This is a genomic window from Lactococcus lactis, from assembly GCF_029023865.1.
GTDB classification, from domain to species: domain Bacteria; phylum Bacillota; class Bacilli; order Lactobacillales; family Streptococcaceae; genus Lactococcus; species Lactococcus lactis.
Window position 1 is genome coordinate 227,869 of record NZ_CP118969.1, and the last position, 18,368, is coordinate 246,236.

General features: G+C 36.5%; 21 protein-coding genes. 17 read left to right on the plus strand and 4 right to left on the minus strand.

Annotated elements, in window-relative coordinates:
* The first annotated feature begins 85 nt into the window (after positions 1-85).
* The 3 genes from PYW37_RS01255 to PYW37_RS01265 all read left to right on the plus strand — a co-directional run bounded on the left by PYW37_RS01255 (position 86) and on the right by PYW37_RS01265 (position 2,165).
* On the plus strand, positions 86-802 hold the full coding sequence (locus PYW37_RS01255; protein ID WP_025016584.1) for a YebC/PmpR family DNA-binding transcriptional regulator: 717 nt from the start codon (positions 86-88) through the stop codon (positions 800-802).
* Between the two features lie 65 nt (positions 803-867).
* Positions 868-1,509: a GyrI-like domain-containing protein gene (locus PYW37_RS01260; protein ID WP_023190009.1), complete on the plus strand. Its 642-nt coding sequence runs from the start codon at positions 868-870 to the stop codon at positions 1,507-1,509.
* The gene (locus tag PYW37_RS01265) at positions 1,506-2,165 is read left to right on the plus strand and encodes a uracil-DNA glycosylase (protein WP_003129839.1); all 660 of its coding nucleotides are present in this window, start codon (positions 1,506-1,508) and stop codon (positions 2,163-2,165) included. Before PYW37_RS01260 ends, PYW37_RS01265 begins: the two co-directional genes overlap by 4 nt.
* 32 nt (positions 2,166-2,197) lie before the next feature.
* On the opposite strand, the gene PYW37_RS01270 is transcribed toward PYW37_RS01265, so the two are convergent.
* On the minus strand, positions 2,198-3,109 hold the full coding sequence (locus PYW37_RS01270) for an NADP-dependent oxidoreductase (protein WP_023190008.1): 912 nt from the start codon (positions 3,107-3,109) through the stop codon (positions 2,198-2,200).
* 149 nt (positions 3,110-3,258) lie between these two features.
* Between PYW37_RS01270 and PYW37_RS01275 the strand changes: the two genes are divergently transcribed.
* Positions 3,259-3,804 carry a TetR/AcrR family transcriptional regulator gene (locus PYW37_RS01275; RefSeq protein WP_021723336.1) on the plus strand — a complete coding sequence of 182 codons (546 nt, stop codon included), beginning with the start codon at positions 3,259-3,261 and terminating at the stop codon, positions 3,802-3,804.
* A gap of 110 nt (positions 3,805-3,914) precedes the next feature.
* On the opposite strand, the gene PYW37_RS01280 is transcribed toward PYW37_RS01275, so the two are convergent.
* Positions 3,915-5,336: an MDR family MFS transporter gene (locus PYW37_RS01280; protein WP_023190007.1), complete on the minus strand. Its 1,422-nt coding sequence runs from the start codon at positions 5,334-5,336 to the stop codon at positions 3,915-3,917.
* Between the two features lie 228 nt (positions 5,337-5,564).
* Between PYW37_RS01280 and PYW37_RS01285 the strand changes: the two genes are divergently transcribed.
* The 5 genes from PYW37_RS01285 (at position 5,565) to dhaQ (ending at position 9,559) form a co-directional block, all read left to right on the plus strand.
* Positions 5,565-5,927, plus strand: coding sequence for a MerR family transcriptional regulator (locus PYW37_RS01285; protein WP_010905229.1), 363 nt, complete (start codon positions 5,565-5,567; stop codon positions 5,925-5,927).
* A gap of 85 nt (positions 5,928-6,012) precedes the next feature.
* A complete protein-coding gene (gene rpsU, locus PYW37_RS01290) occupies positions 6,013-6,189 on the plus strand; it encodes a 30S ribosomal protein S21 (RefSeq protein WP_003129844.1) in 177 nt (58 codons plus the stop codon).
* Positions 6,190-6,296: 107 nt separating this feature from the next.
* Positions 6,297-7,109 carry a Cof-type HAD-IIB family hydrolase gene (locus tag PYW37_RS01295; protein ID WP_021723338.1) on the plus strand — a complete coding sequence of 271 codons (813 nt, stop codon included), beginning with the start codon at positions 6,297-6,299 and terminating at the stop codon, positions 7,107-7,109.
* A gap of 189 nt (positions 7,110-7,298) precedes the next feature.
* Positions 7,299-8,495, plus strand: a complete 1,197-nt coding sequence (locus tag PYW37_RS01300; protein WP_012897069.1) for a phosphoglycerate kinase — start codon at positions 7,299-7,301, stop codon at positions 8,493-8,495.
* A gap of 77 nt (positions 8,496-8,572) precedes the next feature.
* Entirely contained in the window at positions 8,573-9,559 is a 987-nt protein-coding gene (dhaQ, locus tag PYW37_RS01305) for a DhaKLM operon coactivator DhaQ (RefSeq protein ID WP_021723339.1), read from the plus strand.
* Here the strand turns inward: dhaQ and dhaS are convergent, their stop codons facing one another.
* Entirely contained in the window at positions 9,560-10,102 is a 543-nt protein-coding gene (dhaS, locus tag PYW37_RS01310; protein WP_003131158.1) for a dihydroxyacetone kinase transcriptional activator DhaS, read from the minus strand.
* 100 nt (positions 10,103-10,202) lie between these two features.
* On the opposite strand from dhaS, the gene dhaK reads away from it, so the two are divergent.
* The 4 genes from dhaK to PYW37_RS01330 are packed head-to-tail and all read left to right on the plus strand — an operon-like array spanning position 10,203 to position 12,877.
* A complete protein-coding gene (dhaK, locus tag PYW37_RS01315; RefSeq protein WP_023190006.1) occupies positions 10,203-11,195 on the plus strand; it encodes a dihydroxyacetone kinase subunit DhaK in 993 nt (330 codons plus the stop codon).
* Between the two features lie 9 nt (positions 11,196-11,204).
* Positions 11,205-11,783, plus strand: coding sequence for a dihydroxyacetone kinase subunit DhaL (dhaL, locus tag PYW37_RS01320; protein WP_023190005.1), 579 nt, complete (start codon positions 11,205-11,207; stop codon positions 11,781-11,783).
* On the plus strand, positions 11,780-12,151 hold the full coding sequence (gene dhaM, locus PYW37_RS01325; protein WP_003131161.1) for a dihydroxyacetone kinase phosphoryl donor subunit DhaM: 372 nt from the start codon (positions 11,780-11,782) through the stop codon (positions 12,149-12,151). Before dhaL ends, dhaM begins: the two co-directional genes overlap by 4 nt.
* Before the next feature lie 9 nt (positions 12,152-12,160).
* Complete coding sequence (locus tag PYW37_RS01330; RefSeq protein WP_017864058.1) at positions 12,161-12,877, plus strand: MIP/aquaporin family protein; 717 nt, start codon at positions 12,161-12,163, stop codon at positions 12,875-12,877.
* Positions 12,878-12,915: 38 nt separating this feature from the next.
* Here PYW37_RS01330 and PYW37_RS01335 read toward each other — a convergent pair whose 3' ends face one another.
* A complete protein-coding gene (locus tag PYW37_RS01335) occupies positions 12,916-14,295 on the minus strand; it encodes a C69 family dipeptidase (protein ID WP_023190004.1) in 1,380 nt (459 codons plus the stop codon).
* A 177-nt stretch (positions 14,296-14,472) separates the two neighbouring features.
* On the opposite strand from PYW37_RS01335, the gene PYW37_RS01340 reads away from it, so the two are divergent.
* The 4 genes from PYW37_RS01340 (at position 14,473) to PYW37_RS01355 (ending at position 18,359) form a co-directional block, all read left to right on the plus strand.
* Positions 14,473-15,120: a TetR/AcrR family transcriptional regulator gene (locus tag PYW37_RS01340; RefSeq protein WP_025016583.1), complete on the plus strand. Its 648-nt coding sequence runs from the start codon at positions 14,473-14,475 to the stop codon at positions 15,118-15,120.
* A gap of 86 nt (positions 15,121-15,206) precedes the next feature.
* Entirely contained in the window at positions 15,207-15,953 is a 747-nt protein-coding gene (locus tag PYW37_RS01345; protein ID WP_023190002.1) for an ABC transporter ATP-binding protein, read from the plus strand.
* Positions 15,950-17,092 (plus strand): ABC transporter permease, encoded by a 1,143-nt coding sequence (locus PYW37_RS01350; protein WP_025016582.1) that lies wholly within the window; start codon positions 15,950-15,952, stop codon positions 17,090-17,092. The genes PYW37_RS01345 and PYW37_RS01350 overlap by 4 nt, the downstream gene beginning before the upstream one ends.
* A gap of 97 nt (positions 17,093-17,189) precedes the next feature.
* Positions 17,190-18,359, plus strand: coding sequence for a class I SAM-dependent rRNA methyltransferase (locus tag PYW37_RS01355; RefSeq protein WP_025016581.1), 1,170 nt, complete (start codon positions 17,190-17,192; stop codon positions 18,357-18,359).
* Positions 18,360-18,368 lie beyond the last annotated feature (9 nt).

Genomic DNA, 18,368 nt, shown 5'->3' on the forward strand with positions numbered 1-18,368 from the left:
AAATTGTGATATAATATGATAGAAAAAATCATGCAGATTAATCCTCTGCCAATAATTTAAATAAAATTTCAAGGAGATTATTCCAATGGGACGTAAATGGGCCAATATTGTTGCTAAAAAAACCGCTAAAGACGGTGCAACTTCTAAAGTATATGCAAAATTCGGTGTTGAAATCTATGCCGCTGCTAAACAAGGTGAACCAGATCCAGAATCAAATTCATCATTAAAATTCGTTATTGAACGTGCCAAACAAGCGCAAGTTCCAAAACACGTTATTGATAAAGCAATCGATAAAGCTAAAGGTGGTGGTGATGAAACTTTCGTTCAAGGACGTTATGAAGGATTTGGACCAAATGGTTCAATGGTTATCGTCGAAACTTTGACTTCAAATGTTAACCGTACAATCGCTAATGTCCGTACTACTTTCCACAAAAATGGTGGGAATATCGGAGCAGCCGGTGCTGTCAGCTATATGTTTGACAATACAGGGTTGATTGTTTTTGAAGGAACTGACCCTGACCATATCTTTGAAATTTTGCTTGATGCTGAAGTTGATGTTCGTGATGTGACCGAAGAAGAAGGAAATATTGTTGTTTATACAGAACCAACAGACCTTCATAAAGGAATTGCAGCACTTAAAGAAGCTGGAATTACTGAGTTCTCAACAACAGAATTAGAAATGATTCCTCAATCAGAAGTTGAACTTTCACCTGAAGATTTAGAAATCTTTGAAGGACTCATTGATGCTCTTGAAGATGACGATGACGTCCAAAAAGTTTATCATAACGTTGCAAATCTCTAATTTGAAAATACAAAATCTGTCATTAAGGCAGGTTTTTTTATTTATAAATTTGATATAATAAAAGCATGTCTAGCCCGAAAATTGATTATAAAAAATCTGATAAAAATTATTATTTACCAAAAGGAATTTCTTTAATTGAGCTGCCTGCCCTTAATTATCTAATGATAGATGGCAAAGGAGCACCAACAAGTCCAGCTTTTCAAGAAGCCATTCAATATTTGTATGCGACAGCCTATATGATTTCAATGTCTTATCGAAACCCAGACTTTATAATTGAAAATTTCCAACCTTTTGTGGTTCCGCCTCTTGAAGGTTTATGGACCAGTAAAAATGAACCTAGAGCTGGTAAACTAGATAAAAATGACTTTATTTGGCGATTGATGATTAGAATGCCCGATTTTGTGGATTCTGAAATAGTTGAAAAAGCTAAGAAGTTAGTTGAGAGTAAAAAAGGATCTGATTTATCAAAAGTTAAATTTGAAGCTATTCAAGACGGATTATGTCTGCAAACCATTCATTTAGGTTCTTTTGATGACGAAGGGGAGAGCTTTGAGAAACTCTTTGAGTATGCTAAAGAACATGATTTAAAAGCTGTTCACAAAGAATTTCATCATCGAGAAATTTATACCAGTGATTTCAGAAAGACAGCAACAGAAAAATTGAAAACAACCCTCCGAATTTTTGTGGAGAGAGGACAAGAAAAATGAAGAAAACAGATTGGTCACAACCCTTACGCAACCGATTAGCAGAAGATTATTTTCCTAAAATGATTGAATTTATCAATCAGACTTATCAAGAGGGCAAAGTATATCCACCAGAAAATCAAATTTTTCGGGCGATTGAATTGACTCCTTTGGCGCAAACAAAGGTTATCATTGTTGGGCAAGACCCTTACCCTCAGCCTGGAAAAGCTCAAGGCTTGGCTTTTTCTTATCCTGCTACTTTCAAAGTGAATCGTCCAGACTCGATTGTTAATATCCAAAAAGAATTGCGTGAGGAAGGTTTTTCTAAAGATGACAGTGATTTGACGGCTTGGGCCGAACAAGGTGTTTTACTTCTAAACGCAGTTCTGACCGTACCTGAGTTTGCTTCAAATGCCCATGCTGGTAAAATTTGGGAACCGTTGACAGACGAAATTATCAAGATTGCCTCAGATGATGAGCGACCAAAAGTTTTCATTCTTTGGGGGGGGTTTGCTAGAAAGAAAGCCAAACTAATTGATGGAAGTAAGCATCTCATACTAGAAGCGGCGCATCCGTCACCTTTGTCAGCAAGTCGTGGTTTTTTTGGTTCGCATCCTTTCTCAAAAACCAATGAATTTCTGGTTGAATCTGGTCAAAGTCCGATTGATTGGAGTAAATAAAAACAGTCTGATTTGACTGCTTTTTTATTTATTTAAAAATAAAGAACGATTTTTCCATGTGCGTGACGATTCATCTGTAAGTTGATTGCTTCCAAATAGTCATCGATAGAGTACTTTGCTGCAATTGGAACCGTCAGTTGATGATTAGAGATGGCATTTAAAATCATTTCCATATCAGAAGGAAGAGCTTCGCCACCTGTAGCCGTTGGAATCCCAGCTGGAGGCTCTGGATACATGATGACAGTCGACATCTTATCAGCTTTGACTTCTAATTCGAGAGCAGCTTTAAGCGTTTCATGGCTGAATAGATCGATAGCCGCCGTGATTTCTTTATTTTTCAAACGGTCAGCCAGACCCGGGCCATAACTTATTTGTTCGGCACCTAAATCTTGTAGGAAGTCAGCGGTAGAGTCAGAAGCAGTACCGATTACTTTAGCGCCTAAAATTTGAGCAAGTTGAACCGTAAAAATTCCTACGCCACCGGCTGCACCACCAACTAAAAGAGTATCCCCTGCTGTTACGTGAGCTTTTCGCAGAGCAACTGCCGCAGTATGGCCAGCAACGGCAAGAGTAGAGGCGACGTCATCTTCTACAAAATTGGGTCTATGAAAAAGTCCACGTTCTTTCGTTGAAAAATTGAGTTGTTCGGTTGCTGCACCTCTCATTGTTGTTCCAAAAACATGGTCGCCAACTTTAAAGTCGGTCACTTCTGGACCAATTTCATCGATTATTCCAGCAAAATCATAGGCAAAAGTTTGGGGAAGTTTGACACCAAAATTTGGAGCCACTTCAGGATTTCCCATAATAGCCCAATCCATTGGATTGAGTCCAACATGACTGACTTTGATAGAAACTTCATCAGCTTTTGGATGGACGAGAGGAAGGTCCACGAGTTGAAGAACATCGGGTTTACCAAATGTTTTGTATTGTAGTGCTTTAACCATTTATTTTCTCCTTAATGTGCTTTATCAACTTTTCTTGACAGTTTTAAAGGCATTTTATATAATGTCAGTAACTGACATTTGAGAATAGTATAATCCTTTAGAGGAGTCTTGTCAAGGGAAATGTCACAAACTGACATTTAGGGGAAGAGATGAAAAAAACAAGTCAAGAAAAATTATATGAAGCAGCCTTGGAATTGATTACAGCGCAAGGTTATGAGAATACAACTGTTCTACAAATTGCCACCAAAGCTGGTTTAACAGAGCGAACATTTTTTCGTAAATTTAAAAATAAAGCAGATATTTTCTTTGCTGGCGGTGAGCAATACAGCCAAATGTTACTGACGAAAATGAAAGAATCAGAAGCGAATAATCCTATGGCTATTGTTCTTGAAAGTTATTTTTACGCTGCAGACTTCTTTGATGAACATCGAGAAAGAACAGTCAAAAGACAAAAAATAATTGCCAGTCACCCAGATTTGGAAGAACGTGAACTTTTAAAACAAAGTAAAATCGAAGAACTATTAGTTGAATATTTACTGACAGCTTATGGTGAAAGAAGTGCAAGATTAGCTGTTCGCCTAGCTCGAGCAGTTTATAGTGTGGCTTGGGAAGAATGGTTAGAAAATGATGCTGACAGTTTACATCATTTATTAGAAAAAGCAATTGCAGACTTTAATGAACTCAAAAATTACTGACGGAAATACTAGCATATCCGTAAATGCGCTAAAGCGCAAACGGCTATCCTATGACAGAAGTTTTGTCAGCAAAATAAAAACTACTGACGAGCCTGTCAGCAGTTTTTTTCCTATTCTAATCCTTTTTTCCAAGGGTCGAGCCAATTGACAAAAAGAGCGATGAAAAGAAGTAATCCTGAGATAAGAGCAAGCAAGTGCATGCCGTTAAATAAGGTGTGACGCAAAGGGGCAATAAGATTTACTGGAATATTTTTTAAAGCTTTTGCATCAGAAATTTGATTAAGAAGTGTTGTTGTAAGTTTTGGATTATGTGCTGTTGCCTCAGTAAATGTACGATTAAGGGCAATGGATAGCCCAGATAAAACAAGCGTTGTTCCCATTGTTCTTAGTAGTGCATTAACCGCGGTCGCTGCACCAATCAAATGCTTAGCAACACTTTCTTGAACCGCAACTTGCAAGGTGATATTGACAATTCCAAAGGCAGTTCCAAGAATTGCTGTTGCCACAAAGAGCATCATAATTGAGGCATGTTCAGGCAAACTAAATAAGAAAATTGCCCCTAAAACCATAATGGAAAATCCAATATAGATTGTTTTCTTTTCTCCCACTTTTTGAATGAGATGATTGACATTTCTAGTGCCTATAACCAGCATGATTGCTGATGGAATCAAAACCATTCCGCCGACTAAAGCCGTTGCGCCCATGACTCCTTGTCCCCAAGTAGGCAGATAATTTGTGTAAAAACCAAAGAAGCCATATTGCATGAAAAACATGATATTTTTAGCGATAAATGAAGGGTTTTTGAAAAGTTCAAGTGGAACAATTGGGTCAACTGCCCGTTTTTCAGCAAAATAAAATCCGATGAAAAAGAGAAAACTTACAACTAATAAAGTAAGGAGGAGAGGAAGATTAATGACTGCATTTCCCATCATTTGGAAAAGCAACATTATTACAATGACAGCGATGGATAAAGAAGCAGAGCCAGCAAAATCAATTGATTTTTTAGTATGGTCTGTTTTCAAGTCGAAATTTTTCCAAACAATAAAAGCCATATAAATCCCAATTGGAATATTGATGAAAAAGACCCAACGCCAGTCAAGTAAAGTGACAATCAGCCCCCCGACAATTGGTCCTGCAATAGTTGAAAATGAATAAGCAGCGACAGTATTTCCAATCACTCGTCTTCGCTCATCGGCTTGATACATCATTCCATAGATGACAAAAGGAAGTTGAATCATCACACCAGCACCAAGTCCCATGAGCGCGCGTGCGACAATAACCATTAGCATATTAATGGCTAATCCTTCGCCGAGAGAACCTATTGTAAATAAGAGTGTGCCAAGCACAAACATTTGTTTATATCCAAAGCGTTCGGCTAATTTCGTCCAAATGGGAGAAGAAACCGCCATGAGAAGCATATAAATGGTTACAACCCAACTCATTAATTTAATTCCATGTAATTCCGCCATCATTGCAGGTAGAGCGGTCGCTACGATTGACCCTTCTAAACCTGTCATCACATTGGAGAGCATAAAGGCTCTTATGGAACGTTTTTCTTGTATTTTATTCAATTTTTACTCTTTTCTATTTTAAAATAAGATTCAAAATGCGGTGGTTGACACTTTGAAATCAACATGCTATATTATAGCAAGTTAGAGTTACTCTAAGTCAAGAGAAAAAATTGACTTTTTATTAATTAATAAAATAAAAAAGTAAAATTGCCATAAAAAAGTGATTTTTATAAGTTCAAAGGAGAAAAAATGGTCACGATTGCGACAGTTGCAGGGAGAACAGGAATTTCAGCCTACAATCTACGATTCTATGAAAAAGAAGGATTAATCTCAGTTCCACGCACTAAAGCTGGAATTCGTGATTTTGATGAGGCAACAGAATCAAGAATTAATGCCATTCGCCATTATCGCTGTGCCGGATTGAGCCTAGCACAAATTAAAGAAGTTTTTGCCAATACAGATAAGCATGAAATGATAATTGGAGTTTTAAAAGCTCGTAAAAAGGAAATGGAAAAAGAATTAGCCGAACTTGAAAAATCGATGGCTTATTTGGATAAAAAAATTAATATTCATCAAGAACGCTTAAATGAGGAGGCAACAAAGCTAGTCTAGTTTGACAAGGTCTTTTCCATTTGATATAATAGGAAAGTCGTGTGAAAGACCACGAACTCTCGAGCTGGAAATGGGGTGAAAATCTATGTCAAAAACACTTGTACGCAAAAATGAATCACTTGACGACGCACTCCGTCGCTTCAAACGTTCAGTAACAAAAGCTGGAACTCTTCAAGAGCTTCGCAAACGTGAACACTACGAAAAACCTTCTGTAAAACGTAAACGTAAATCAGAAGCAGCACGTAAACGTAAAAAATACTAATTAGAATTTTTAATCACTGACTTCTGTCAGTGATTTTTTTATTCATTAGCTTTTACTAACAAAGCTGTCAGTAAATTTTGTTAAAATAGAGGATAGAGGGGGATAAGATGACTAAGATTAAACATATTTTTTCTGACCTAGACGGGACTTTACTTGATGACCAAGGTAAAATTTCCAAAAAGACTCAAGAAGTGATTGAAAACTCTAATCTTCCGTTTTCTTTGGTTTCAGCAAGAGCACCTCAAGCGATGGAGAGTCTAATTAATCAATTGAATTTAAAAAGCTCACAAGTTGCTTTTAATGGCGGGCTTATTTTTGCTAAAAATAAAGTTATTAAGGCAAATCCATTGGTTCATGCTAGCACTCAAGAATTAATTAAGACAATCAAAAAAGATTATCCTGAAATAAATCTATCCCTGTACAGTTTAAGCGATTGGTATGTTGAAAAGATTGATAAAGACATCGAACAAGAAATGCAATTTACTCCACAGGTTCCTAAGTTAGTAGATTTGGAAACATTGATAACTGAGCGACCAAGACTAGAAATATTTAAAATTCTTTTGATTACACCAAATGAAAGTAAGTTAGAAGAAATTAAAAAACATTTAGAAAAGCTAAATTTTCCTGATATAATCATTCAAAAAACTTGGGAAACGTATCTTGAGATTACACATCTTGAAGCTCAAAAAGCTAAAGCAGTCCAATTTATTGCTCAAAGAGAACAGTTAGAGCAAAGCGAACTTGCAGCATTTGGCGATAATGAAAATGATTTAAGTATGTTAAAAGCTGTTGGGTTACCAATTGTCATGGCAAATGCTTCTGATGACTTAAAAAAAATAGGAAAAGTGATTACGAAAAGCAATACAGAAGATGGTGTCGCTTATGGAATTCAAAAATATATTACTGACAGCCCTTTTTAAATTCATTTTTAAAAATAAAAAAATCTGTCAGTAAAAATCTTTTAAAAGTAACCCTTTACAAGCTAAAAGTAAAATTCTCAAAGCCAAATTATTCGAATTTGTGATATAATTAACCTATCGATTTGAATTGAATCAGCATGGTGCTTTTTCAATCTCAACAAAAATATCTTATAAGGAGAATTTTTCCAAATGGCAAAATTGACTGTAAAAGACGTTGAACTTAAAGGCAAAAAAGTCCTCGTACGTGTTGACTTTAATGTTCCAATTAAAGATGGCGTAATCACAAATGATAACCGTATCACTGCTGCGCTTCCAACAATTAAATACATCCTTGAACAAGGTGGACGTGCAGTCCTCTTCTCTCACTTGGGACGTGTTAAAGAAGAAGCTGACAAAGCTGGTAAATCACTTGCACCAGTAGCTAAAGCTCTTTCTGAAAAACTTGGTCAAGATGTTGTTTTCCCAGGAACTACTCGTGGAGCAGAACTTGAAGCAGCAATCAACGAACTTAAAGATGGAGAAATCCTTCTCGTTGAAAACACTCGTTTTGAAGACATCGACGGTAAAAAAGAATCTAAAAATGACCCAGAACTTGGTAAATACTGGGCTTCACTTGGTGACGGAATCTTCGTTAATGACGCATTTGGTACAGCTCACCGTGCTCACGCATCAAACGTTGGTATCTCAGCAAATGTTGATAAAGCCGTTGCTGGTTTCCTTCTTGAAAACGAAATTGCTTATATCCAAGAAGCAGTTGAAGCTCCAGAACGTCCATTCGTAGCAATCCTTGGTGGTTCAAAAGTTTCAGATAAAATCGGTGTTATCGAAAACCTTCTTTCAAAAGCTGATAAAGTTATCATCGGTGGTGGGATGGCTTACACATTCTTGAAAGCTCAAGGTTACGAAATCGGAACTTCACTCGTTGAAGATGACAAACTTGATCTTGCTAAAGAATTGCTTGAAAAAGCAGCTGGAAAATTGATTTTGCCACTTGACCACAAAGTTGCTAACGCATTTGCTGGTTACACAGAAGTTAAAGAAACTGCAGACCAAAATATTCCTGCAGGCTTCATGGGACTTGACGTAGCAAGCAAAACAATTGCTGACTACAACACACAACTTGAAGGTGCTAAAACAGTTGTTTGGAATGGTCCAGTTGGTGTATTTGAAAACCCAGACTTCCAAGCAGGTACTGTTGGATTGATGGAAGCTATCGTTAAACAACCAGGTGTTAAATCAATCATCGGTGGTGGTGACTCAGCAGCAGCAGCAATCAACCTTGGCTATGCAGATAAATTCTCATGGATTTCAACTGGTGGTGGAGCTTCAATGGAACTCCTCGAAGGTAAAGTACTTCCAGGACTTGCAGCTTTGACTGAAAAATAAATCTAAAAGCTAATAAATAAAAAGAGTTTGATTTTTTAAATCAAGCTCTTTTTGTATCTGTGCTATAATTTGGTTATATGAAATTCTATACTTCAACAAATGAAATTCCAGAGGAGATGTTAAAAGGGATTGATTTGACTTACCCTCAGTTGACTTATCTACCAGAAACTGGAATTCTCTATGATAATACATATAATGAAAAAACAGTTCCAATTATTTCAGGTGGAGGAAGTGGTCATGAACCGGCCCATGTAGGTTACGTTGGGTCTGGAATGCTTGCGGCAGCTGTGACTGGTCCTCTATTTATACCACCAAAGTCTAAAAATATTTTAAAAGCTATTCGCCAAGTTAACTCAGGCAAAGGAGTTTTTGTGATCATCAAAAATTTTGAAGCTGACTTAAAGGAATTTAATGAGACAATAAAAGAAGCGAGAAATGAAGGAATTGATGTAAGATATATTGTCAGCCATGATGATATTTCGGTGAATGCTTATAATTTTCATAAAAGACATCGAGGAGTTGCTGGAACAATTTTACTTCATAAAATTCTTGGTGCTTTTGCTAAAGAAGGCGGAAGTATTGATGAAATTGAACAATTAGCTCTGTCACTTTCCCCAGAAATTTATACTTTGGGTGTTGCCTTAGCACCTGTTCATTTTCCTCATCAAAAGACTTCATTTGTTCTAGCTGAAGATGAAGTTTCTTTTGGAATTGGAATACACGGAGAACCCGGTTATCGTGTTGAAAAATTTGAAGACTCAGAGCGTATTGCCGTAGAGTTAGTAAATAAGTTAAAAGCAGAAATTAACTGGCAAAAAAAAGCAAATAAAAATTATATTTTGCTTGTAAATGGTTTGGGTTCAACAACATTAATGGAACTTTATAGTTTTCAATATGATGTGATGCGCCTTTTAGAACTTGAAGGCTTATCTGTTAAGTTTTGCAAAGTTGGAAACCTAATGACAAGTTGTGATATGTCAGGAATTTCATTAACACTTTGTTCTGTTAAAGATCCTAAATGGTTGGACTATCTGAATGCTCCAACGGGAGCTTTTGCATGGTAATCAGCTTTCAAAAATTTTAATTTGAGCAAGTAAAAGATTTACAATCTGAGAATAAAGCTTTTCTAAAGAATTTCCTCTAATGATTGATTCTCTAGTTATTGCACAAATTGCTGCAGCATTATAACGACATATAAAAGATTTTTCTAAGTCTGACCAATGATAGTCAGACTTTTTTTCTTGGTCAAAAATAACCTTATCAAGTAAGTTTTCCCATTGAATAAGGAAAAAGTGTTCAAAATTTTTATCTATAACAAATATTTTTTGATAAAAAATTTGATTTTCATCTAAGTAGCGTAATAAGAGTAAGAGTTCATTTTGCCAACCATAATAATCCGAATTATCATTAATTAATTCGGCAAAATCATTCTCAAAAATCCAAGATAAAAGCTCTTCTTGGTTCTGAAAATAATTATAAAAAGTTTGTCGTCTAATTTTTGCAGTTTGCATGATATCACTGACAGAGATCTGGTGATAAGCATTACTTTGCATCAGGTCTTTAAAAGCTTTAGCAATAATTTTTTGTGTAATGATTGATTTTTTCATATTTAAAAAGAAAGCGGACACATTTTGCGATTTGTCCCTTATTTTTATGGACTTTATATTTTATACTAAGTATAACATAAGAAACTCAGGAGGATGAGTGATGAAAAAAATTATTAATCAACCACAAGATGTGGTCTCAGAAATGTTAGACGGATTAACCTATGCTTACGGGGATTTGATTGAAAAAGTTCCAGATTTTGAAATTATTCAACGTAAAAGTCCTAAAAGTGGAAAAGTTGCCTTAGTATCAGGCGGGGGTTCTGGACACGAACCGGCTCATGCTGGCTTTGTCGGGGAAGGAATGCTATCAGCAGCTGTTTGTGGAGCTATTTTCACATCACCAACGCCTGATCAAATTTATGAGGCAATCAAATCTGCTGACGAAGGAGCTGGAGTACTCTTAATTATCAAAAATTATTCAGGCGATGTGATGAATTTTGAAATGGCACGAGAAATGGCTGAGATGGAAGAGATTAAGGTTGAGCAAATTATTGTTGACGATGATATCGCCGTTGAAAATTCGCTCTATACTCAAGGAAGACGAGGAGTTGCTGGAACAGTCCTTGTTCATAAAATATTAGGCGCAGCTGCCCATCAAGGGGCTTCTTTAGATGAAATCAAAGATTTGGCTGATAAGGTCGTCAAGAATATCAAGACTATTGGCTTAGCTTTGTCAGCCGCAACAGTTCCAGAAGTTGGAAAACCTGGTTTTGTTCTTGATGATAATGAAATTGAATATGGCGTAGGAATTCATAGTGAACCCGGATACCGTCGGGAAAAAATGAGAACTTCTTATGAGCTAGCAACAGAACTGGTTGGAAAGTTGAAAGAAGAATTCAAATTTGAAGCTGGTCAAAAATATGGAATTCTTGTAAATGGTATGGGAGCGACGCCATTAATGGAGCAATTCATTTTTATGAATGATGTTGCAAAATTACTGACAGAAGAAAATATTGAAATTCTTTTTAAAAAAGTTGGGAATTATATGACTTCAATTGATATGGCAGGCTTGTCACTTACAATGATTAAGTTGGAAGATGACCAATGGCTCAAAAATCTTAATGAAGACGTGAAAACTATTTCTTGGGGATAAGGAGAGAGAATGTTAACAATAGATACAACCATTGAATGGTTAGGAAAATTCAACGAAAAAATACAAGAAAATAAAGCTTATCTAAGCGAACTAGACGGACCTATTGGTGACGGGGATCATGGTGCAAATATGGCTCGTGGGATGTCTGAAACAATGAAAGCATTGGAAGTTTCAAACTTTGGAAATGTCTCAGAAATCTTTAAAAAAGTGGCTATGACCCTAATATCAAAAGTAGGAGGAGCTTCTGGTCCTTTGTATGGTTCAGGCTTTCTAGCCATGAGTAAGACTGCCACAGAAACTTTGGATACAAGTGAATTAATTTATGCTGGACTAGAAGCTATTCAAAAAAGAGGAAAAGCTCAAGTCGGTGAAAAAACGATGGTTGATATCTGGTCAGCATTTTTAAATGACTTACAAACTGATTCAGCTTCCAAAGATAATTTAGAAAAAGTTGTTAAAGCAAGTGCAGGACTTTTAGCTACAAAAGGACGAGCTTCTTATCTTGGAGAACGCTCAATTGGACACATTGACCCTGGAACACAATCAAGTGCTTATTTATTTGAAACACTTTTGGAGGTAGTAGCATGACTTATGGAATTGTAATCGTTTCTCATTCCCCTGAGATTGCCTCAGGACTAAAAAAATTAATTCGTGAAGTCGCTAAAAATATTTCGCTAACCGCTATAGGTGGTTTAGAAAATGGCGAAATAGGCACCTCATTTGACCGAGTTATGAATGCTATTGAAGAAAATGAGGCAGACAATCTCTTAACATTTTTTGATTTAGGAAGTGCTCGAATGAATTTGGATTTGGTTTCTGAAATGACAGACAAAGAATTAACCATTTTTAATGTCCCGCTCATTGAGGGAGCTTACACAGCGAGTGCTCTCTTAGAAGCAGGAGCAACTTTTGAAGCAATAAAAGAGCAGTTAGAAAAAATGATGATAGAAAAATAAGGTAAAGCAATGACATTGCAAATATTGGGAGAATTTCTGGGCACTTTCATCCTTGTATTATTAGGAAATGGGGTTGTCGCAGCAAATGTTTTAGGTAAAACAAAATCGGAAAATGCAGGTTGGGTGACTATTGCAATTGGTTGGGGCTTAGCAGTTGCTGTCGCTGTCTGGGTAGTTGGCTTCTTTTCACCCGCTTATCTCAATCCAGCCTTGGTCATTGGTTTTCTTGTCTTAGGGAAAATAAAGATTGGCTTAGCATTTGCTTTTATTGTAGCCGAATTTTTAGGTGCTATGTTAGGTGCTGTTGCCGTTTGGTTACATTATTATCCTCATTGGGAAGAAACAAAAGATTCTTCTCTAATCTTGGCAAGTTTTGCCACAGCACCCGCTATTCGTCATTCTTGGTCCAATTATTTAGGAGAAGCTTTTGATGGGGCGCTACTCATGATACTGATTATGGCAATGGGCCATTATCGTCTGGAAGGTGGTTTTGGTCCAATTATTGTCGGTTTTCTTATTATGGCAGTTGGTTTTTCTTTAGGACCAACAACTGGCTACGCGATGAATCCAGCACGTGACCTAGGTCCGAGAATAATGCACGCCCTTTTACCAATCAAAAATAAAGGAACTTCCGGCTGGGGATATGCTTGGATTCCAGCAACTGGTTCAATTGTTGGTGCTGTAATTGCTGGACTACTCTATCAATGGATGTTGACGCTCCATTGATAGTATCTAAAAAATACGGATAATCCATCCGTATTTTTTTAATCATTAAAATCAAAGCGAAGTTTCATGTGATTGGAACCAGAAATAACCATTTTACCAAGAAGTTCAGTTTGAGCAGTCAGAGCAATCTGTGCAAGTTTTTCGTTCACTGCTTCAAGTGATTGGTCACTTCCTTTGTCGGTTTCGTTTTGTAAGGCTCTTAATTTTGCCATTGTGTTTAGGTCAAAATTGTCTCTTTTATCGACATAGGCTTGGAAATTACTATCTCCTAGAACAGCGGTCATTGTAGTCAACCAATACATTTTGGTTGGGTCAAAGTCGGCTTTTGTATCGCGATAACAAGTAGGGGTATCACTTACTCTAGCATAAAATGGAACAAGGCTATTGAAACTGTTAGGTCCAAAAGCAAGCCAATGAATGCCAGCAAGCTCCTTGTCTATATTATCTCGAATTTGTAAAACATGAAGTTCCAAATTACGATTGAGTCCAATTGGTCGAATCAATTTTTGTTCTGCGGCGCTTGATGTTGTGCTGTATGGGTCATAAGCTGTATTTTCATAATGACTTGACATGACAAACTTAATTTCTTCAATGGAAATTTTGCGATTGGCATGGCAGATGAAAGGTAAATCTTGGTTAAATGGATCGTCATTTCCTGTGGTTTCTGGAGAAAAATAGTTTTGCACATACCAAGCGCGTGGATTGTTGTAGCGCGTGTCTTTAATGGTACTTGAACCAAAAATATGACGAAGGTTATAACCATCAAAGTCTGGATTAAGCTTGTTCTTATCAATAAATTCTTTCAAACCAGTTGAATAAATCGTGTCAGAACTTTCAAAATCATACCAATCGATATTAAGACGATTAGGAGCAATAACATAAGCGTCGTCGGGGATACGAATAGCTGCCCATTGATGTCCACCTAGTGTTTCTAACCACCAAATTTCATCTTTATCAGAAAAAGCCATTCCGTTTGATTCATAAGTTCCATATTTTTCTAAGAGTTGCCCCATCCGTTCAACACCCTCACGCGCACTCTGGATATAAGGGAGGGTAATTGTTGTGAAGTCTTCTTCACCTAGTCCTGCTTCAACATAAGGGTCCAATCCCAAGATACGACTATTTGTTGTTGAGGTTTCTGTCGCAGTCATGGCAACATTCTCACTATTAATTCCAGCCGCTGCCCATATACCATAGGTTGAATCCGCATCAGGTGTAGAAGTATATGATAGGGGATTTTCTGGTAAGTCAAATTCACAAGCTGTGGCGATAGAGCGATAGTGCTTGGGTTGATTTTCAGGATTGATGACAACAAAACGTTGGGGATTAGGTTTATCTCCACCATCTTCGTTTCGTGCAATTAAAGTTGTGCCATCTAATGAGGCTTTTTTACCGACGAGAAATGTTGTACAGGTCATATGAACTCCTTTATAAAGATATAAGTGATTTGTGCTAAGTTCCTCAAAGCTTAAAGTTCTTATCATTATACTACAAAATGCTATTTTTATATAGCTTTATTAGACTTTATTTGATGTTCATTCTTCAAAATATTATAATGAATGAGTAATCATTTATTCAGTTTAAAAGGAGATATCATGTCTGAAGAACAAACATTAAATGAGGTTTATGCTGATACCCTAAAAAAAATGGAAAATTTGACAGAAAAGCAAAAGAAAGTTTTACAGGCGTCATTAGAGCTCTTTGCATCACAAGGCTTTGAAGCGACAACTTCTCAACAAATTGCAAAAAGGGCGGGAGTTTCTGTTGGTTCTGTTTACCACACTTTCCCCACGAAACAAGCCATTCTTGTAGCGGTACTTGCACCTATCTTTGAGGGGACAATGGATACTGTCGCCAATCAATTTAATGATAATACATTTGGCAAAGGATTTGAAAGCGTGGAAGAGCTCGTTAAGGTAACCATTGCTGACCGTTTTTATTTTGCCGATAAAAATATAAATGTGATTCGCTTGATGTTGGGACAAATGCTTGTTAATTCCGTTTTTGTTGAAGACTTAAAAAAATTTTTCGAGCAACAGGCCAAACAGTTAGTTTTACCAACAATTGTTCGCCTCCAAGCGGAACAAAAAATAAAAAATCTTCCGATTGAAAAAATTCTACAGATTCTTTTTTATCCTTTAGCGACCTATATAGGTAAAAGAGTTTTGGGAATTAACAATATGTCATTAGAGGAAGAAATAGAATTTGCCACTGAAATTACTATAAAGACACTCAAAGTTTAATTTTTGACAATCATGAATTGAAGTGATAAAATTACTTCAACAAGAAAAATGAACGAGCACTCATTCATTGTTTGAGGGAGAATAATATGAAATCACCGATTGCTATTAATGATATTAGTGTGAAATTTGGCGATAAGGCAATATTAGACCATTTATCCTATGAATTTGAAAGTGGAAAAATTATTTGTTTGATTGGACCTTCTGGAGCTGGTAAGTCAACCTTTATCAAGGCCATTGTTGGAATGCAAAAATTGGATTCTGGCAATGTTAAGATTCTTGAAAGAAAAATTCCTGACAGAGAAGTATTAGGGAAATTAGGCTATATGGCGCAAGAAGACGCCCTATTTAAGGAATTGACCGGCAAACAAAATTTAGAATTTTTTGGTTCTTTGCAAGGAATCAAAAAAAAGGATTTACAAGGAAAACTTGATAAGGCAGCTGCTACAGTAAATCTGACTAAGCAGTTAAATCAATCAATTTCTAATTATTCAGGAGGAATGCAAAGGCGCTTATCACTCGCTATTGCTCTGCAAACGGATGCTCCGATTTTACTTTTAGATGAACCAACTGTTGGGATTGATCCAGAATTGCGTCAAGAAATTTGGGAAGAGCTGCGAACTCAAGCAAATCAAGAAAAAACAATATTAATTACGACGCATGTTATGGATGAAGCTGAACGTTGTGATGTCGTACTGATGCTTAGAAATGGTAAATTTATAGCAGAAGGTTCGCCAAAGGAAATTAAGGAAAAGTATCAAGTTGCCTCGGTTGAGGAAGCCTTTATTGTTGCGGGAAAAAATTTAGAGTTAGAAAATAAGGGGGCAGCGAAATGAGAACACTTGCTATCTTTAAACGAATTATGCTTCAACGGCGTGGTGACCCTAGGACGCTGGCAATGATGTTTTTAGCTCCAATATTTATTTTGACGCTCATGTACTTTCTCTTTCAAGTACCGTCAAATACTGCTTATAGAGTGGGTTTGAAGTCTGATAATACAGAATTAACAAGAGCTTTGAAGGATATGCCAAATGATAAAGCACATCTGAAAGTGATTAGTGTTTCTGAAAATAATCGCTCAACAATGAATGAGAAAGATTTGAGTGCAATTGTTAGTATTTCGGGAAAAAATATTGATGTTAGTTATGCTAATCAGTCAAATGGAACAAGTTCTGCGATTAAGCTACTTTTAACACAAGTCATTCAAGAAAGCCAAGTTAAGGCAACTAAAGAGGAGACTAAGCAGGCTCTGCAAAATTTGATAAGTAAGTTACCTCAAACATCAGGTCAAAGTTTTTCAACAAATTTCAGGGTTGATACAGAGCAGTATAAAGTAACGAGTCACTATTTGTACGGAGATCCTAGTAGTACAAATGCTACTTTTGATGATTTAGCACCGATTTTAGTTGGAGCCTTTGCTTTCTTCTTGGTGCTTCTAATTTCAGGTATTTCATTAGTGAACGAGCGAACCTCAGGGACGCTGGGGAGAATGTTAGTCACTCCTGTGAAACGAACTGAAATCGTGACGGGCTATACTTTGAGTTATGGAATTCTTGCAATGATTCAAACAGCATTCATGGTTGTTTTTACTTATTGGATTTTAGGGGTTCATAATAACGGAAATATTGGTTGGGTCTTTGTCATTAATTTCTTTATCGCCATCATCGCTTTATTGTTTGGATTACTTTTATCCACATTAGCAAAAACAGAATTTCAATTTGTACAGATGATTCCTTTAGCGATTGTTCCCCAATTTTTATTTTCTGGTTTGATTCCTGTGGATACGATGCCTGTCATTCTTCAAGCAATCGCTCATTGTATTCCGGTTTATTATGGAATTTCTGCCATGCAAGAGGTAGTTAAAAGAGGAGTAGGATTCTCTGGAATCTGGTTTGATTTGCTCATTATGCTACTTTTTGCGGCTCTGCTCTATCTTGCGAATGTTTTAGCTTTGAAAAATGTTCGTCGGACTTAAAAATATGCTTTTGATTGTATAACTACTGGATAGTCTATCTGGTGGTTATTTTGGTTTTTAAAAGAAAAAGAAAGTACTTTTTTGTTATAATTAAAGCATGAAAAAAATTACAGTACGGACAAAAGCAGCAAAGAAATTGCGGGCTGGCTATCCACTTTTGGTGGCAGAAGATTTAAATTCACCCCTCTTGGAGGATGATTTTGCACAATTTTTTGATGAAAAAGGGCAAGCGCTTGGAACAGGTTATCTTTCAAAACAAAATAAAGGAGTGGGTTGGCTTTTAGATTCTTCGTCAGTAAAAATTGACCATCATTTTTATGTGGAAAAATTTGTCAATGCACGCGCTTTACGGGCGAACTTCTATCAGGATGAATTGACGAACGCCTTTCGTCTTTTTAATGGTGAAGGAGATGGATTAGGCGGCTTAACCATTGATTTTTATAATGGTTTTGCAGTCTTTTCTTGGTACAATCAATTTATATATAGTCAAAAAAAAGCGATTGTTAAGGCTTTTCAAGTCGTGTTCCCAGATATTAAAGGGGCTTATGAAAAACTTCGTTTTTCTGAGGCTGCTTTAGAAAGTCAACATATTTTTGGCCAAGAAGCGGCTGAACCTTTGTTGGTCATGGAAAATGGCGTGACTTATGCGACTTATCTAAATGAAGGGTTAATGACAGGAATTTTTCTTGACCAAAAAAATGTTCGCGGGGCACTTGCGGGCGGTCTTTCAACTGGTAAAACTTTACTAAATATGTTTAGTTATACAGGCGCTTTTTCAGTTGCAGCAGCTTTTGGAGGGAGCAGTCAAACAACGTCAGTCGATTTGGCGAAACGTTCGCTTGATAAAACGAGAGAACAATTTTTGGTCAATGGAATTGAACCAGAGAGTCAAAAAATCTATGTGATGGATGTTTTTGGTTATTTTAATTATGCTAAGAAAAAAGAATTGACTTATGACATGATTGTCCTCGACCCTCCTTCATTTGCCAGAAATGGTAAAAAAACATTCTCAGTAGCTAAAAATTATGGCGACCTTGTTAAAGAAGCTGTTGAAATTTTAGAAAATAATGGGACATTAATTGCATCAACAAATGCAGCAAATGTTTCTGATAAAAAATTCCATCAAATGATTGAAGAAGCGCTTAAAAATAAGGGAGTAAAATTTACCGTTTTCCAAGAAGAAAAATTACCAGCTGATTTTCATATTGCTGACAGCTTTCCAGAAGGAAATTATCTTAAAGTATTATTTATTAAAATCAAAAAATAATCTGTCAAT

Coding starts and splice junctions, on each gene's coding strand:
- PYW37_RS01260 (WP_023190009.1), top strand. CDS start 868: ATGTCTAGCCCGAAAATTGATTATAAAAAATCTGATAAAAATTATTAT.
- PYW37_RS01270 (WP_023190008.1), bottom strand. CDS start 3,109: ATGGTTAAAGCACTACAATACAAAACATTTGGTAAACCCGATGTTCTT.
- dhaM (WP_003131161.1), top strand. CDS start 11,780: ATGACTTATGGAATTGTAATCGTTTCTCATTCCCCTGAGATTGCCTCA.
- PYW37_RS01295 (WP_021723338.1), top strand. CDS start 6,297: ATGACTAAGATTAAACATATTTTTTCTGACCTAGACGGGACTTTACTT.
- rpsU (WP_003129844.1), top strand. CDS start 6,013: ATGTCAAAAACACTTGTACGCAAAAATGAATCACTTGACGACGCACTC.
- dhaQ (WP_021723339.1), top strand. CDS start 8,573: ATGAAATTCTATACTTCAACAAATGAAATTCCAGAGGAGATGTTAAAA.
- PYW37_RS01345 (WP_023190002.1), top strand. CDS start 15,207: ATGAAATCACCGATTGCTATTAATGATATTAGTGTGAAATTTGGCGAT.
- PYW37_RS01350 (WP_025016582.1), top strand. CDS start 15,950: ATGAGAACACTTGCTATCTTTAAACGAATTATGCTTCAACGGCGTGGT.
- PYW37_RS01330 (WP_017864058.1), top strand. CDS start 12,161: ATGACATTGCAAATATTGGGAGAATTTCTGGGCACTTTCATCCTTGTA.
- PYW37_RS01275 (WP_021723336.1), top strand. CDS start 3,259: ATGAAAAAAACAAGTCAAGAAAAATTATATGAAGCAGCCTTGGAATTG.
- PYW37_RS01340 (WP_025016583.1), top strand. CDS start 14,473: ATGTCTGAAGAACAAACATTAAATGAGGTTTATGCTGATACCCTAAAA.
- PYW37_RS01285 (WP_010905229.1), top strand. CDS start 5,565: ATGGTCACGATTGCGACAGTTGCAGGGAGAACAGGAATTTCAGCCTAC.
- PYW37_RS01255 (WP_025016584.1), top strand. CDS start 86: ATGGGACGTAAATGGGCCAATATTGTTGCTAAAAAAACCGCTAAAGAC.
- PYW37_RS01300 (WP_012897069.1), top strand. CDS start 7,299: ATGGCAAAATTGACTGTAAAAGACGTTGAACTTAAAGGCAAAAAAGTC.
- dhaS (WP_003131158.1), bottom strand. CDS start 10,102: ATGAAAAAATCAATCATTACACAAAAAATTATTGCTAAAGCTTTTAAA.
- PYW37_RS01355 (WP_025016581.1), top strand. CDS start 17,190: ATGAAAAAAATTACAGTACGGACAAAAGCAGCAAAGAAATTGCGGGCT.
- dhaL (WP_023190005.1), top strand. CDS start 11,205: ATGTTAACAATAGATACAACCATTGAATGGTTAGGAAAATTCAACGAA.
- PYW37_RS01335 (WP_023190004.1), bottom strand. CDS start 14,295: ATGACCTGTACAACATTTCTCGTCGGTAAAAAAGCCTCATTAGATGGC.
- dhaK (WP_023190006.1), top strand. CDS start 10,203: ATGAAAAAAATTATTAATCAACCACAAGATGTGGTCTCAGAAATGTTA.
- PYW37_RS01280 (WP_023190007.1), bottom strand. CDS start 5,336: ATGCTCTCCAATGTGATGACAGGTTTAGAAGGGTCAATCGTAGCGACC.
- PYW37_RS01265 (WP_003129839.1), top strand. CDS start 1,506: ATGAAGAAAACAGATTGGTCACAACCCTTACGCAACCGATTAGCAGAA.